At 73.1% G+C, this 15,050-nt stretch carries 13 protein-coding genes; 8 read left to right on the top strand and 5 right to left on the bottom strand.

Annotated elements, in window-relative coordinates; translation table 11 throughout:
* Window positions 1-10: 10 nt before the first annotated feature.
* Window positions 11-517 carry an Lrp/AsnC family transcriptional regulator gene (locus IOD16_RS28265; protein WP_201436794.1) on the bottom strand — a complete coding sequence of 169 codons (507 nt, stop codon included), beginning with the start codon at window positions 515-517 and terminating at the stop codon, window positions 11-13.
* 41 nt (window positions 518-558) lie between these two features.
* Here IOD16_RS28265 and IOD16_RS28260 point away from each other — a divergent pair, with 41 nt between their 5' ends.
* The gene (locus IOD16_RS28260) at window positions 559-1,179 is read left to right on the top strand and encodes a LysE family translocator (RefSeq protein WP_236594433.1); all 621 of its coding nucleotides are present in this window, start codon (window positions 559-561) and stop codon (window positions 1,177-1,179) included.
* Between the two features lie 69 nt (window positions 1,180-1,248).
* Window positions 1,249-3,045: a sigma-70 family RNA polymerase sigma factor gene (locus IOD16_RS28255; RefSeq protein WP_201436793.1), complete on the top strand. Its 1,797-nt coding sequence runs from the start codon at window positions 1,249-1,251 to the stop codon at window positions 3,043-3,045.
* 117 nt (window positions 3,046-3,162) lie between these two features.
* Here the strand turns inward: IOD16_RS28255 and IOD16_RS28250 are convergent, their stop codons facing one another.
* The 3 genes from IOD16_RS28250 to IOD16_RS28240 form a co-directional block, all read right to left on the bottom strand.
* The gene (locus IOD16_RS28250; RefSeq protein ID WP_201436792.1) at window positions 3,163-4,551 is read right to left on the bottom strand and encodes a hypothetical protein; all 1,389 of its coding nucleotides are present in this window, start codon (window positions 4,549-4,551) and stop codon (window positions 3,163-3,165) included.
* A gap of 100 nt (window positions 4,552-4,651) precedes the next feature.
* The gene (locus IOD16_RS28245; protein WP_201436791.1) at window positions 4,652-6,487 is read right to left on the bottom strand and encodes a ricin-type beta-trefoil lectin domain protein; all 1,836 of its coding nucleotides are present in this window, start codon (window positions 6,485-6,487) and stop codon (window positions 4,652-4,654) included.
* Between the two features lie 223 nt (window positions 6,488-6,710).
* Window positions 6,711-7,718 (bottom strand): LacI family DNA-binding transcriptional regulator, encoded by a 1,008-nt coding sequence (locus tag IOD16_RS28240; protein ID WP_201436790.1) that lies wholly within the window; start codon window positions 7,716-7,718, stop codon window positions 6,711-6,713.
* A gap of 123 nt (window positions 7,719-7,841) precedes the next feature.
* Here IOD16_RS28240 and gndA point away from each other — a divergent pair, with 123 nt between their 5' ends.
* The 3 genes from gndA to IOD16_RS28225 all read left to right on the top strand — a co-directional run bounded on the left by gndA (window position 7,842) and on the right by IOD16_RS28225 (window position 12,445).
* Window positions 7,842-9,281 (top strand): NADP-dependent phosphogluconate dehydrogenase, encoded by a 1,440-nt coding sequence (gene gndA / locus IOD16_RS28235; RefSeq protein ID WP_201436789.1) that lies wholly within the window; start codon window positions 7,842-7,844, stop codon window positions 9,279-9,281.
* 24 nt (window positions 9,282-9,305) lie between these two features.
* Window positions 9,306-9,923, top strand: coding sequence for a rhomboid-like protein (locus IOD16_RS28230; RefSeq protein WP_201436788.1), 618 nt, complete (start codon window positions 9,306-9,308; stop codon window positions 9,921-9,923).
* 317 nt (window positions 9,924-10,240) lie between these two features.
* The gene (locus IOD16_RS28225) at window positions 10,241-12,445 is read left to right on the top strand and encodes a SulP family inorganic anion transporter (protein ID WP_123746187.1); all 2,205 of its coding nucleotides are present in this window, start codon (window positions 10,241-10,243) and stop codon (window positions 12,443-12,445) included.
* Window positions 12,446-12,653: 208 nt separating this feature from the next.
* Here the strand turns inward: IOD16_RS28225 and IOD16_RS28220 are convergent, their stop codons facing one another.
* The gene (locus IOD16_RS28220; RefSeq protein ID WP_201436787.1) at window positions 12,654-12,977 is read right to left on the bottom strand and encodes a hypothetical protein; all 324 of its coding nucleotides are present in this window, start codon (window positions 12,975-12,977) and stop codon (window positions 12,654-12,656) included.
* Window positions 12,978-13,145: 168 nt separating this feature from the next.
* Between IOD16_RS28220 and IOD16_RS28215 the strand changes: the two genes are divergently transcribed.
* From IOD16_RS28215 to IOD16_RS28205, 3 genes are all read left to right on the top strand, one after another.
* Window positions 13,146-13,994 (top strand): helix-turn-helix domain-containing protein, encoded by an 849-nt coding sequence (locus IOD16_RS28215; RefSeq protein ID WP_201436786.1) that lies wholly within the window; start codon window positions 13,146-13,148, stop codon window positions 13,992-13,994.
* Window positions 13,995-14,011: 17 nt separating this feature from the next.
* Complete coding sequence (locus tag IOD16_RS28210; RefSeq protein WP_123746190.1) at window positions 14,012-14,203, top strand: DUF397 domain-containing protein; 192 nt, start codon at window positions 14,012-14,014, stop codon at window positions 14,201-14,203.
* A 177-nt stretch (window positions 14,204-14,380) separates the two neighbouring features.
* The gene (locus IOD16_RS28205; protein WP_201436785.1) at window positions 14,381-15,031 is read left to right on the top strand and encodes a DedA family protein; all 651 of its coding nucleotides are present in this window, start codon (window positions 14,381-14,383) and stop codon (window positions 15,029-15,031) included.
* Window positions 15,032-15,050: the final 19 nt, after the last annotated feature.

Here is a 15,050-nt window from a genome sequence, read left to right as displayed (position 1 = left end):
GGCCGGGAATCTATACGCGCCGCCTGCGGTGGGTGGGGCGCTGGTCGTCCGGCGGCGTCAGGGCCCGCGTCTCGACCCGCTCCAGCACCACCGAGCTGGTCAGGTTCCGCACCTCGGCGCGGGAGGCGATCTTGTCCATCAGGAACGCCTGCAGGTGCGTGCTGTCGGCCACCGCGATGTGCACCAGGAAGTCCGCCTGGCCGCTGACGTGGAACAACGAGCGCGTCTCCGGCTGCGCCATCACGAACCGCCGGAACGCCGCCACCACCGGCCTGGTGTGCGGCCGCACGTTGACCGAGACGACGGCCTCCAGCGGCAGGCCGGTGGTGCGCGGGTCGACCACGGCGTGGAACCCGGTGATCACGCCCAGGTTGCGCAGCCGGCGCACGCGGTGCAGGCAGGTCGACGGCGCGATGCCCACCGCCTCGGCCAGGCTCCGGTTCGGCAGCGTCGCGTCGTTCTGCAACGCCTCCAGGATCAGCCAGTCGACCGAATCCAGTTCGGCTGTCTCGCGCACAACCGAACACTGTAACCGTCAGGTGGAATACAGCAGAACGAATGGCCCAGGATGCGCCCGTGCACATCGCCTGGACCTCGTTCCTCCTCGCCCTCGTCGTCATCACCGTCGTGCCCGGCCCGGACTTCGTGCTGATCACCGGCAACGCCGTGCGCGGCGTGCGGCACGGCGCGCTGACGGCGGCGGGCGTCGTGACCGGGCTGCTGGTGCACGCCCTGCTGGCCACGCTGGGGCTGTCCGCGCTGGTCGCGGCGGCGCCGGCGGCGTTGCTGGCGGTCAAGGCGGTGGGCGCGCTGTACCTGGCCCACCTGGGCGTGACCACGCTGCGGGCGGCCCGGCGCGGTGGGCCGATCCGGCAGGCGCCGAAGTCGGACCGGTCGCTGTTCCTGCGCGGTGTGCTGTGCGACCTGCTCAACCCGAAAGTGATGCTGACGTTCCTGAGCCTCGTGCCGCAGGCCATGGACCCCGCGTCGCCGCCGCTGCCGCAGGCCGCGCTGCTCTCGGCGGTCGCGGTGGGCGTGTTCGCGTGCTTCTGGGCCGTGGTGGTGCCGCTGGCGGGCCGGCTGGCGGCGCTGCTGTCCCGCCCCCGGGTGCGGCCGGTGTTCGAGCGGCTCTGCGGCGCGGCGCTGATCGGCATGGCGGCTTCGGTGCTCGCCGCCTGATTCTCGTTATCGTGGCGCGGCCGAGGAGTCTCCGGTGGGTGAGCCCGACTCGGCCGAGAGGAACACGGTATGCGCACACCAGGGGACGCCGCGGCGGTGACGGCCGCGCAGCGGGGCGAGCCGGGCGCGTTGGACGCGCTGGTGGCCGCCTACCTGCCGCTGGTCTACAACGTGGTCGGGCGCGCGTTGGCGGGCCACCCGGACACCGACGACGTGGTGCAGGAGACCATGCTCCGCGCGCTGAACGGGCTGCCGAAGCTGCGCGAGCCCGAGGCGTTCCGGTCGTGGCTGCTGGCCATCGCGCTGAACCAGGTGCGCGACCACCACCGCACCGGGCCGCCGCTGGTCGACGCCGAGCCCGCCGACCTCGCCGACCCCGGCGCGGACTTCGCCGACCTGGCCATCACCCGGCTCCAGCTCACCGGCCAGCGCCGCGAGGTCGTCGCGGCCACCCGGTGGATCGGCGACGACGAGCGCGAGCTGCTGTCGCTGTGGTGGATGGAGCAGGTCGGGCGGATCACCCGGGCCGAGCTGGCCGAGGCGCTGGGCATCACCCCGCAGCACGCGGCGGTGCGGGTGCAGCGGATGAAGGCGCAGCTCGAAGGGGCGCGGGTGGTCGTCCGGGTGCTGGCCGCGCCGCGCTGCGGCGACCTGGCCGAGGTGATCGCGGACTGGGACGGGCAGCCGAACGCGCTGTGGCGCAAGCGGATCGTGCGGCACGCCCGGGAGTGCGCCCGCTGCGCCCGCGGGTTCGACGACCTGGCCGCCGTGGACGGGCTGCTGGCCCGGATCCCGCTCGTGCCGCTGCCCGCCGGGTTCGACCTGGCCGCCGCCGAGCCCGTGGTCGCGGTGGTGAAGAAGGGCTTCGGCGTCGGCAAGGTCTGGGCGAACGCGGCCACGAAGCCGCTGGTCGCGGCGGCGGCCGTCGCGGCGGTGGCGGGCGCCGTCGTGCTGCTGCCCGTCGAGCGGACGCCGCCGCCCGCGGCGGCCCCGGTCGCCGTCACGACCACCCGGACGCCCTCGACCGCCCCCACGACGACCACCACCACTGCCACCACCACGACGACGACCACGACCACGTCGACCACGACGGCTCCGCCGGTCGCGCCGGCGCCGGTCGTGCGGCCGGTCACCAGGTCGGTCAAGAAGGGCGTCGGCACCTGGCACTTCGAGGGCGTGACGCGGGCGCTGTCCGACGTCGGCGCGGGCTGGTTCTACAACTGGGCCACCACCAGGGAGAACGTGCAGGCGCCGCCGGGCGTGGAGTACGTGCCGATGATCTGGGGCGCGAAGACCGCCACGCCCGCGAACCTGGCCGCGGTGAAGGGCCAGGGCACGACCCTGCTCGGGTTCAACGAGCCGGACCTCGGCGAGCAGTCGAACATGACCGTCGAGCAGGCGCTGGACCTGTGGCCGCAGCTCCAGGCGACGGGGATGCGCCTGGGCAGCCCGGCCGTCGCGCACAGCGGCGACCAGGCGGGCGGCTGGCTCGACCGGTTCATGACCGGGGCGCGGCAGCGCGGGCTGCGGGTCGACTTCATCACGCTGCACTGGTACGGCTCGGACTTCGGCCCCGCCGCCGTCGGCCACCTGAAGAGCTACCTGGACGCCGTGCGCGCCCGCTACGGCCTGCCGGTCTGGCTCACCGAGTACTCGCTGATGGACTTCTCCGGCGGCGGCGTGCGCTACCCGGACGACCGGCAGCTCGCCGACTTCGCCGGCGCGTCGTCCCGGATGCTCGAAGACCTGCCCTACCTGGAGCGCTACGCGTGGTTCGCGCTCCCCGCAGACAAGCCGGGCACGGGGCTGTACGTGCCCGGAGGGACGCCGAACCGGGCCGGCGAGGCCTACCGCGCCACCGGTTAGGCGAGCGCCCGCCGCCGGTCGTGCGGCGGCGGGCGCTCCGCGGTACCGGCCCGCCGCCGGTCGTGCGGCGGCGGGCCGGGCTCCCGGGCCTCCGACTGGTGGACGGCCCGGTCGGTGTCAGGCGTCCGGTCGGTCGTCGAACAGCGGTTGCCAGCGGCCGTCGAAGCCGCCGTTCGCCGCCAGCTGCCAGCCCGGCGGCAGCCAGACGCCCACCTCGCGGCTCGTGCTGTCGTCGATCCCGCCCGAGTGCACGAAGTACTCGTGCTGCCGCCAGTAGGCGCCGTGCGAGGCCGGGTCGCCGCTGACCGCGCCGCGGCTGCGGCCCGAGCTGTCCAGGCCCGTGCCCGCGAACCCGCCGAAGTCGTCCGACCCGGACGGCGTGTCCTCGTCCAGCTCCGCCGAGTACGCGCCGAAGAACCACGCCTTCGACAGGTAGCCCTCGCGTCCGTCCGTGAGGTCCGACGCGGCGTCGTCGCGGGACCGGTTGTAGAACCGCTGCACGCCCGTCCCGATGCCCAGCGCGGGCGTCTCGAACCGCACGTCCACCACGTCCGCGGCCAACCAGTGCCGCTGCCACGCCGACTGCGACCAGTGCGTCGGCACGACGTCGGCCAGGTCTTGCAGCTCGTACGTCAGCCGCTTCACCCTCGGCCACGTCACCTTGGTGCCGTTGTCGACCCGGCTCGCCTGCGCGGACGCGTTGGCGAACGTCAGCGGCACCGCGCCGAACGCCGCCACCGCGCCCGCCGCGCCTTCCGGCACGAACGCGTAGTGCACGTTGCGCCGGTCGTCCGCGCCGGAGATGTGCACCTCGGCGTTGCCTGCCGCCGCCATCCGGCCCGAGACGGAGGCCCACGTGTCGGTCACGAACCGCAGCTCGTGCGCGTGCGGCCCGGCGCCGGGCAGGTCGAAGTCGCTCTCGTCGGCCTGCCACAGCAGCAAGTGCCTGCCGGTGGGCGTCTGCAGGAAGTTGACGTCCGGGTCGTAGGACCGCCGCATCACGTGGTCCTTGTGGTGCGTCACGGTGGCGTTGCCGAACGACTCGCCCGCGCCGCCCGGCGTGCCGGTCACCCCGCGCACCACGATCTCCACCCGCTCCCAGTCGTGGATCTCGTCGCCGTCCTTGTCGGCCGCGTTGTAGACGTGGTAGAGCAGCACCAACGACTTGCCGCCGTTCTCGGTGAACTCCAGCAGCGCGGTGTAGAGGGTGGGCCGGATCCGCCACCGCTCGTACCCCGCCGCGCCGGCCGCGTACTGCGGCACCTGGCGCCAGTTCGCCCGGTTGGTGGCGTAGGCGCCGTCCCGGTCGAAGTCGAAGTTCGCGAGCCAGTCCCGGCCCTGCTTGCCGTCGTTCTCGTCACCCCGCTTGAGGATGACGGGCGCGTAGTGGGTCAGGTACGCCTGCCGTTGCGCGGCGGTCAGGGTCCACGGTGCCTGCGCCTGCGCCGTGGGCCCGGTCAGGCCGGCCGCGAGCACGGCCGCGACGAGCACGAGGAGTCGTGTCATGCCTGGACTCTCGCGCTGTCGCGGCCGTGTTGTCAGCGGCGGCCCGCCTCGGCGGAGCGGGATCCCGCAGCGGTCGGAGACCGCGATCGGACGACAGCGGTCAGGCGAGGGTCCACTTCTGGTTGGCCGCGCCCGTGCAGGTCCAGATCTGCAGCCTGGTCCCGTCCGCGCTGGTGTTGCCCGTGACGTCCACGCACTTGCCGGTCGCCGGGTTCACCAGGTCACGGCCCGAGGTGTGGGTCCACTGCTGGTTCGCCCCGCCGCCGCAGGTCCACAGCTGGAGCTGCGCGCCGTCGGCGGTGCCGCGGTCCTTGATGTCGAGGCACTTGCCGAGCGCGCGCAGCGTGCCGTCACCGGGCCGCGACCACTGCTGCGCCGCGGTGCCGTTGCACGAGTACAGCTGCACCGCCGCGCCGTCCGCGCTGCTGGCGCCCGCGACGTCGACGCACTTGCCGCCCAGCCCGGTGATCGCGCCGCCGCTGCCGCCGGGGTTGCCGGTGCCGGGCGTGCCCTGCCAGGTGAACGTCGCCGACGTGCGGGCGGGCAGGGTGTAGGTGAACGACTGGTTGCCCCAGTTCACCCGGACGGACTGGGCGGAGGTGCCGCCGTTGTGCGCGATCAGGGCCTTGGAGCCGTCCGGGTTGCGGTAGGCCACGTTCTGCACGGTGCCGTTCGCCGTCGAGTCGATCCGGTACGCGCCGGGCCGGACGAACTTCGTCAGGTGCCCGGTGGTGTAGTACTCGACGGTGTAGTCGACCTGGCCGGCGCGCGACCCGCCCTCCTGCACGGTGATCAGGCCGGTGCACGTGCCGCAGCCGCCGTTGTGCGGCCCCATGTTCTGGTTGAGCGCGAGGCTCCACTTCACCAGGCTGGAGCTGTAGTTGCGGGCGTAGTTGACGATGTCGGCCATGTCCTCGTTGTGCTGGTTCGAGATCCACGTGCCGCCGGAGTGCTCGGTGCTGAACTGCTTCACGGTCGGGTACTGGTTGCGCACCTGCGTGCCGACCGCCGGGTCGCCGAAGTAGCCGTGCCACGCGATGCCGCCGAACAGCGGGTCGTTGCGCACGCCCGCGTCGTTGAGGACGCCGGAGCCGAAGTTGGCGTAGTCGCCGTAGTTCCAGTCGTGCACCAGCACCTTGGTGGTGATGCCCGCCGCGCGGAACGCCGGGTACAGGTTGTTCTTGGTGAACTCGACCAGGCCCGCCGGGTTCCAGCTCATGCCGGGGTAGTCCATCGCGGTCGGGTTGGACGCCTGGCAGCAGTTCGGCTCGTTCTGCACGGACACGTAGTCGACCGGGATGCCCGCGGCCTGGTAGCTCTGCACGTACTTCACGAAGTACTGCGCGTACATCGGCGCGTACTCCCACTTGAGCCAGCCCATCTGGTCCATGCGGCCGTTGTCCTTCATCCAGCCCGGCGCGCTCCACGGCACGCCCTTGACCCGCAGCTGCGGGTTGAGCTGCTTGGCCTGCTGCGTCAGCAGCCGCACGTTGGTGTCGTAGCCGTTCGCGCCGAAGTCGTTGAGGTCGCAGCACGTGTCGTCGAGCGAGACGTGGCCCGGCCGGGACAGGTCCGACGCGCCGATCGGGTTGCGCACGAACGACAGGCCGATGCCGTCGACGGGGTGGAACAGCTTGCGCATCACCGCGTCCCGCGTGGCCGCCGAGACCGGGCCGCCGCGCAGCAGGTGGGCGGTGGTGTCGGTGATCGACGCGCCGCCGCCCTCGAACTGCTGGTAGGTCGTGCCCTCGTTGACGGTGATGGTGTGGGTGGCGCTGCCGCCGTTGGCGCTGAACGCGATCGACGGCTGCTGCTGGAGGCCGCGGGTGACGACCCGGCCGCCGCCGTCGGAGGTGGTGGTCAGGTAGACGTTGACGGTCTCGCCCGCGGCGGCGGCGGGCTGCGAGGCGGCGAGGGTGGCTGCGACGGTGATCACGGCTATGCCGGCGCTGACGAAAGCCCGACGGTGGGAAGAGGGCACCCCGGACTCCTTTCACGACGTTGTGGGCAGGGGTCGGCAGTCTGTAACAAAATGGAACATTTGTGGAACTTGTCCGCAGGTGAAAGGAAACAATGCTGCCGAACCCGTGTCAAGGTTCGCGCTTTCCGGTCGGTGAATACCGGTAAAGACCGTGAAAAAGGAGTGGGCGCGCGGGTCGTCAGCCGCGCGGCACGGGCCCGGTGGACGCCCTGACCACGAGTTCCGTGGCCAGCTCGACGTGCAGCGCCTCCAGCTCGTGCCGGTCGAGCAACCGCATCAGCAGGGTCACGGCCATCCGGCCCATCTCCTGCAACGGCTGCCGCACGGTGGTCAGCTCCGGCCGCGTGGCACGGCTCAGGTCGAGGTCGTCGAAACCGGCCACCGACACGTCACCCGGGACGTCGAGGCCCAGCTCGCGGGCCGCGCGCAAGGCGCCGACGGCCATCTTGTCGTTGAACGCGACCAGCGCCGTCGGCCGGTCCGCGAGGGCCAGCAGGTCGCGGGCGACCAGGTGGCCGTTCTCCTCGGTGGGCTCGTCCACGTGCCGCAGCAGCTCCGCCGACGGCAGCACGCCGACGTCGGACAACGCCGCCGCGTACCCGGCGAGCCTGCCGTCGCTGGCCAGCCAGTCGCCGGGGCCGCCGATGATCCCGATCCGCCGGTGGCCCAGCTCCACCAGGTGCGCCATCAGCCGCCGCGCGCCCGCGAAGTGCGCCGCCGACACCGACGCCACGTCGCGCGGCAGCTCGGTGCGCGGGTCGACCACCACGAACGGGAACCGCCGGTCGCGCAGCCGGACCAGCTCCTCGGCCGGCTCCGGCGGCAGGATCAGGATCGCCCCGCCCACGTCCGCGCGGGCCGCCAGGCCGGGCAGCGCCGACTCCCGCTGCGCCGACACCCCGGCGCTCAGCGCGACCTGGCGGTGGTGCAGGGCCAACGTCTCGGCGACGCTGGACACGATCAGTCCGAAGTAGTCGGTGAGCAGGTACGGGCAGCGCACGTAGATCGGGCCGGCCGGCTTCGCGCCCCGCGCCCGCGGCGCCTCCGCGCCCAGCCCGGCCACGGCGCGCAGCACCAGCTCACGGGTGTGCTCGGCGACGTTGGCCTGGCCGTTGAGCACGCGCGACACGGTGGCGATGGAAAGCCCGGTCGCCCGCGCCACGTCCCGCACCGTCGCCCTGGCCATTCGCGTCCCCCTGTTCCACCAGCGTTTCACGATGTTACAGGGAGATCGGGCCAGTGCGACGAAGTGGGCGCGCAGGGGTCGCGCACAGGTGCGCGCGGGCGCGGATTTGGGCAGGCTGTGCAGATGACCACCTCCGAGGCACCCGCGCGGATCGCCGTCACCGGGCTCGCCGTCATGGGCAGCAACCTGGCGCGCAACCTCGCCCGGCACGGCTACCGCGTCGCCGTGCACAACCGCAGCCACGCCCGCACCAAAGCGCTGATCGCCGACCACGGCCACGAGGGCGACTTCGTGCCGTCCGAGACGCTGGAAGAGCTCGTCGCGAGCCTCCAGACGCCCCGCCAGATCATCATCATGGTCAAGGCCGGCGGACCCACCGACGCCGTCATCGACGAGCTCGTGCCGCTGCTGGAGCCCGGCGACATGGTGATCGACGGCGGCAACGCCCACTACGCCGACACCCGCCGCCGCGAGGCCGCGCTGAAGGAGGCCGGGCTGCACTTCGTCGGCGCGGGCATCTCCGGCGGCGAGGAGGGCGCGCTCAACGGCCCGTCGATCATGCCGGGCGGGTCGGAGGAGTCCTACCAGCACCTCGGGCCGGTGCTGGAGGACATCGCGGCCAAGGTCGACGGCGTGCCGTGCTGCGTGCACGTCGGGCCGGACGGCGCCGGGCACTTCGTGAAGATGGTGCACAACGGCATCGAGTACGCCGACATGCAGCTCATCGCCGAGGCCTACGACCTGCTGCACCGGGTCGGCGGCATGTCGCCCGCCGAGGTCGCCGAGGTGTTCCGCGGCTGGAACACCGGCGACCTGGAGTCCTACCTGGTCGAGATCACCGCCGAGGTGCTCGGCCACGTGGACGCCGAGACCGGCGCCGCGCTGGTGGACGTGATCGCGGACGAGGCCGAGCAGAAGGGCACCGGCCGCTGGACCGTGCAGGAGGCGCTGGAGCTGGGCGTGCCGGTGACCGGCATCGCCGAGGCGGTGTTCGCGCGGTCGCTGTCCGGGCGGGCCGGCCAGCGGCAGGCGGTGCGGTCGGCGTTCGGCCCGGCCGCGGTCGTGGGCGGCGCGGACACCTCGTTGGTCGAGGACGTGCGGCAGGCGCTGTACGCGTCGAAGGTCGTGGCGTACGCGCAGGGCTTCGACCAGATGCGCGCGGCGAGCGCCGAGTACGGCTGGGACCTCGACCTGGGCGCGATGGCCACGATCTGGCGCGGCGGCTGCATCATCCGGGCCCGGTTCCTCGACCGCATCCGCGAGGCCTACGACAAGGCGCCGGAGCTGGCGTCCCTGCTCGTGGACGACTACTTCCGCGACGCGGTCCAGTCGGCCGAGGAGGCGTGGCGGCGCGTCGTGGTGAAGGCGGTGTCCGCGGGCGTGCCCGCGCCCGGTTTCGTGTCCGCGCTGGCGTACTACGACGGGCTGCGGTCCGAGCGGCTGCCCGCGTCGCTGATCCAGGGGCTGCGCGACTTCTTCGGCGCGCACACCTACCGCCGCACCGACCGCGAGGGCAGCTTCCACACCCGCTGGTCGGGTGACAGGTCTCAAGTGGACGCCTGAGACCACCGGCCCGATCATGGCCGGGTGCGTGAACGCTTCCGCCGCCACCCCGTCACGGCCGGCTACTTGTCGGCCGTGGCGGTGCTCGCGCTGCTGACGCGCTTCGTGTTCGCCGACGCGATGTCGGCCCAGGTGCGGGCGTCGCTGAGCACGAACGCGGCGAACCTCGACGACCACCCGGTCAACGCGCTGCTCGGCAGCGCGTTCGTGCTCGACCCCGCCGGCGACGGCCTGGCGGCCACCGGGCTGGCCCTGCTCGGCGTGGCGGTCTGCCTCGGCGCGCTGGAGCGCGAGGTCGGGCCGTGGCGCGCGGTGGCGGTGGTCCTCGCCGGACACGTCGGCGCGACGCTCGTGACGGCGCTCGTCATCTCTTCGGGTGTCTACCCGACCGATCTGGCCGACGTGGTCGACGTCGGCCCCGCCTACGTCGCGCTCGCCGCCGCCGCAGGCATCACCGTGCTGGGGCCGGTGGTGCTGCGCGCGCCGTGGCTGGTGCTGCTCCTCGCGTTCCCGCTGGCGGGCGCCGAGTGGTTCGGCGCCGTGCCCGAGTTCGCCGCCGTGGGCCAGGCCGCGGCCGTCCTCATCGGACTGTGCGCCGGCACGCTCGCGGTCGGCCGCGCCTACGCGGCCGTCGGCAGGTAGGTCCGTCACCAGGGGTGACGACCCCGCCCGTGATCAACACGACCGGGTGGAACCGCTGTCAGACCGCCCACTTCCTCAGTCATCATGGTGTGGACGCGACCTGTGCGACGCGGGCTGTGCCGACACGTTCCCCTGTGCCGACACGGAGGTGCCACCGTGGCGACCCCTCACCACCGCGCCGTGCCCGAGTTCCGACTCGCCGCCTGCTGGCCGCGCCTGCTGCCGCCCTTAGCGCGCCACTAGGCACACCTCTCCCGAACGACACCCCGCGCGCCCGCGTGGGGCGATACCCCCTTGCCAGGAGAAGAGGACCACCCATGAACCGTCCGCGCCCCAACAAGTCCCACGCAGGCGAACACACCACGGCGGGCCCTCCGGGCGGTCTCGCCGCCGTGCTGCGCCACGACCTGCCCGCGTCGCTGGTGGTGTTCCTGATCTCCGTGCCGCTGTCGCTCGGCGTCGCCGCCGCGACCGGCGCGCCGCTGATGGCCGGGCTGATCTCCGCCGTCGTCGGCGGCATCCTGGCCGGCGCGCTGTCCGGCACCCCGGTCCTGGTCAGCGGGCCCGCGACCGGATCGGTGGTGATCATCGCGGGGGTCATCGCCGAGTACGGCTGGGCCGCCACGGCCGCCATCACGCTCGCCGCCGGCGCGGTGCAGATCGCGTTCGGCCTCGGCCGCCTCGGCCGGGTCGCGCTGTCCCTGTCGCCCGCCGTCGTGCACGGCATGCTGGCCGGCATCGGCCTGAGCATCGCGGTGGGGCAGCTCTCGGTCGTCGTCGGCGGCTCGGCGGCCACGTCCGTGCTCGACAACCTGGCCAACGTGCTCACCGCCGACGTGGGGTGGTCGGCCCTGCTGGTCGGCGCCCTCGCCGTGCTCGCGCTGCTGCTGTGGCCGCACGTGCCGCGCGCCGGGTTCGTGCCCGCGCCCCTGGTGGCGGTGCTGGCGGCGACGCTGGCCACCGTCGGGCTCGACGTGGCGCGGGTCGACCTGCCCGCCGACCTGCTCGGCCAGGTCGTGCTGCCGCGGGTGCCGTCCGGCAGCTTCGGCGCGGTCACCTTCGCCGTGCTGACCGTGGCCGTGGTGACCAGCGTCGAGTCGCTGCTGTCCGCCGTCGCCGTCGACAAGCTGCACGACGGCCCGCGCGCGGACCTCGACCGGGAGCTGATCGCCCAGGGCGCGGCCAACGTCGTGACCGGCGCGCTCGGCGGGCTGCCCATCGCCGGCGCGATCGCGCGCAGCTCGACCAACGTCGCGGCCGGCGCGCGCACCCGCGCGTCGACCGTGCTGCACGGCCTGTGGGTCGCGGTGTTCGTGCTCGCGCTCGGCTGGGTGCTCGAGCTGATCCCGCTGGCCGCGTTGGCCGGCGTGCTGCTCGTGGTGGGCGTGCGGCTGGTGAGCGTGCGCCGGATGCGGGCGTTGTGGCGGCACGGCGAGTTCTCCGCGTACGCGGTCACGGTGGTGGGCGTGCTGGTGCTCGGGCTGGTCGAAGGCGTGCTGCTCGGCGTCGCGGCGGCGGTGCTGCGGTCGCTGTACCGGCTGACCCGCTCGTCGGTGCGGATCGAGGAGGAGCCGGACTCCTGGCGCGTGACGATCCGCGGCTCGCTGGTGTTCCTCGGCGCCGGGCGGCTGGTGCGCGGGCTGCGCGCCATCCCGCTGGGGCAGCGCGTGGTGCTGGAGCTGCACATCGACTTCCTCGACCACGGCGCGTACGAGGCGATCGACGACTGGCGCGTCGGCTACGAGCGGCTGGGCGGCCACGTCGAGGTGGACGAGGTGCACGACACGTGGTTCAGCAAGGCCACCAGGGGCATCCCCGCGCTGCGCAAGACACCGCTGTCGCCGCTGCCGAGGTGGTTCGCGCCGTGGTCGCACTGGCAGCGCGGCCGGCACGTCACCCTGCCCAGGCAGCGCGCCGACGCCGACCCGATGATCCGCGGCATGCGCGAGTTCGAGCGCACCACCGCGCCGTTGGTCCGCCCGTTCCTGGCGGAGCTGGCCGCGCGAGGCCAACGCCCGCGGCAGCTGTTCATCACGTGTGCCGATTCCCGCGTGGTGCCCAACCTGATCACCACCAGCGGGCCGGGCGACCTGTTCTGCGTGCGCAACATCGGCAACCTGGTGCCGCTGGACGGCGACGACTCCGTCGGCGCGGCGATCGAGTACGCGGTGGAGGTGCTGGCGGTCGAGACGATCGCCGTGTGCGGCCACTCGGACTGCGGCGCGATGAAGGCGGTGGTGCACGGCTCGACGCGGCCGGGCACGCAGCTGCACACGTGGCTGAAGGCGGTCGAGCCGAGCCTGATCCGGTTCCACGCGGGCGAGTCCGACCTGCCGGTGGTGGAACGGCTGTCGGTGGCGAACGTGGCGCAGCAGCTGGACAACCTGATGGCGTACCCGAGCGTGCGGGAAGCGGTGGCCGCGCGGTCGTTGCGCCTGGTCGGCATGTACTTCGACATCTCGGCGGCCCGCGTGTACCTGGTGGACCCGGAGCGCGACGGCCTCGAACCCGTCTGCGTCTGACCCGGATCGCGGACCGGTCGCGGCGCGGCGGCGGGTGGAACAGGGTGGTCGGCCCCCTCACCGGACCGACCACCCCGTGCCGAGCCCCGAGCGGCGGACCGGCCCCGGTCGGGGGTGCGGGGCCGGTCCGGCGGCGGGCTCGGATCGGGTCGGGCGCCGCTGGTGGGGCTCGATCAGCGGGGATGGCGCGTCGCCCGACCGGGCTTGGCTAGCCGACGCTGCGCAGGTGCTTGCGGTGGTTGCCGGACGGCTCGTCGCCGCCCGCGGTCAGCGCCAGCTGCGCGCCGAGGTACGCCCGGCACGGCGAGGGCAGGCGGCGGCTCCAGCGGCGGGTGCGGCAGGTCGGGCAGCGGCCGTGCTCGTCCGGGGTGTGCTCGTCGAGCAGCGCCTTGACCGCGGTCACCACCCTCGGCAGCTCGCAGCGGGCCAGCTCGACCGCCGTCTCGTCGTCGCCGGTCGACGCGAGGCGGACCAGCGTGGCCAGGTGTTCTCGGAGGGACCGGTCGAGCTGGCTGAAGACGGTGGTGGACACCTTCAGCGCTCCTTCCCTGGGGGCGGTGTGCTGCACGCAGCCTGTTACCGACGCCGGCCCTCTGCAAGTTGCAGTACACGAATGGATGACGTCACTTTGCTCCGTTCGCGGCCGGCCACAGACTGGTCGACGGCCCCCGGGTCGGGGCCGTCGACGAAAGGTGTCCGGATGCCACGGGGCAGCAGCCCGACGCTGCGCAAGCGACGGCTGGTCAGCGAGCTGCGGCGGCTGCGCGAGGCGGCCGACCTCACCATCGAGGACGTCGCCGAGCGGCTGGAGTGCTCGGCGTCCAAGATCAGCCGCATCGAGACCGGCCGCGTCGGCGTCACCCCGCGCGACGTCCGCGACATGCTCTCGGCCTACGGCGCCGACCGGGCCACGTCGGAGGAGCTCGTGCAGCTGGCCCGCGACGCGCGGAGGCGGGCGTGGTGGGACGAGTTCGGCGACATCGCGCCCGGCCGCTACGTCGGGTTCGAGGCCGACGCCGAGTGGGTGCGCACCTACCAGGGCCTCATGGTGCCCGGCCTGCTCCAGTCCGAGGCGTACACCAGGGCGCTGATCCGGGCCGTGCTGCCGGGCGCGGAGCCGGCCGAGGTGGACCGCCGGGTGGAGCTGCGCAAGGCGCGGCAGGCGCTGCTGCTGGAGGACGACCCGCTGCGCCTGCACGTGGTCGTGGACGAGGCGGCCCTGAGGAGGCTGGTCGGCGGCCCGGAGGTGATGGCCGAGCAGCTGGCACGACTCACCGAGGTCGGGAAACTGCGGAACATCACCCTGCAGGTGGCCCCTTTCGAGGCGGGCGGTCACGCTGCGATGGACGGTCCGTTCGTCATCCTGTCGTTTCCCGAGCAGTCCGATCCGGCCGTGGTATACATCGAAAGTCCGAAGGGCGATGTGTATTGGGAACAGCCCGCGGACGTCGCCAGGTATGCCGACATGTTCGCACGGCTGAGCGCTCAATCGCTCGACCCGGCCGCCTCGTCCGCGCTGATCGGACGGGTGGCGCGCGAGCTCGCCTGAATCCGAGGTGAACTGACATGCAACGCCAGTGGCGCAAGAGCGCGCGGTCGTCCGCCGGTGGTCCGGAGTGCGTGGAAATCGCGCTCGACCGGAACGGCGCCGGTGTGCGTGATTCGAAGGACCGAAGCCGCGGCGAGTTGGGCTTCGGTTTCGCGCAGTGGTCGCGATTCGTCGGCGGCGCGAAGAACGGCGAATTCGACGGCCGCTGACCGGCGTCCACCCCGGGGTGTGACCCGGGCACGTCCCTGACTTTCGACCACCTACCCGTACGACCTTGGTCTGGCGACCGGTCAGACCCCGGGCCGATGCGCCCGCCGGCGTGGTTGCGGTGGACTCCCCTTAGCCTGCACTCCGAGTGCACGTCATGATCCACAGGGGGACGAACCATGGCCTTGCTGACCGACGCCCTGGAAGGGCTCGCCGGTCTGCCGCAGCCCGCCGTGCTCGCGGTGACGGGCGCGTTGACGTTGGCGGAGTGCACGTTGGGCGTCGGCTTCATCGCGCCGGGCGAGAGCGCGCTGCTGCTGGCCGCGACGACGGTCACCAGCACGTCCCGGTTCCTGGTCATGTGGCTGGTCGTGTCGGTGTGCGCGGTGGCGGGGGACAGCATCGGCTACTTCCTCGGCCGCCGCTACGGCGATCGGCTGCGGGACAGCAAGGTGGTGCGCAAGCTCGGCCAGGAGCACTGGGACAAGGCCGGCGCGCTGCTCCGCAGGCGTGGCGCGTGGGCCGTCTTCTTCGCCCGCTTCATGCCGGTGGTGCGGACCCTGGTGCCCGCGTCGGCGGGGGCCTCGAAGCTGGAGTACCGGCGGTTCCTGCCGGCGTCGATCGCGGGTGCGGTGAGCTGGTCGGCGCTGCACATCGGCATCGGCTCGGCGGCGGGCGCGTCGGCGAAGTACGTCGAGTCGGTGTTCAACGGCGCGATGTGGGCCTTGATGGGCCTCGCGGTCGTGGTCGGCGTCGTGGTGGTGCTGCGCCGGCGGCGAAAGGCCGCCAGGACCGGCACCCCGCCACGGGAGCTGGAAGAGGTCGCCTGACCGAGGCCGGGACCCGCCA

The sequence above is a fragment of the Saccharothrix sp. 6-C genome, assembly GCF_016695385.1.
In the GTDB taxonomy this organism is placed as follows: Bacteria; Actinomycetota; Actinomycetes; order Mycobacteriales; family Pseudonocardiaceae; genus Actinosynnema; species Actinosynnema texasense.
The sequence above is the reverse complement of the archived record's forward strand: the minus strand, read 5'-3'. Positions and strand labels throughout refer to the sequence as shown.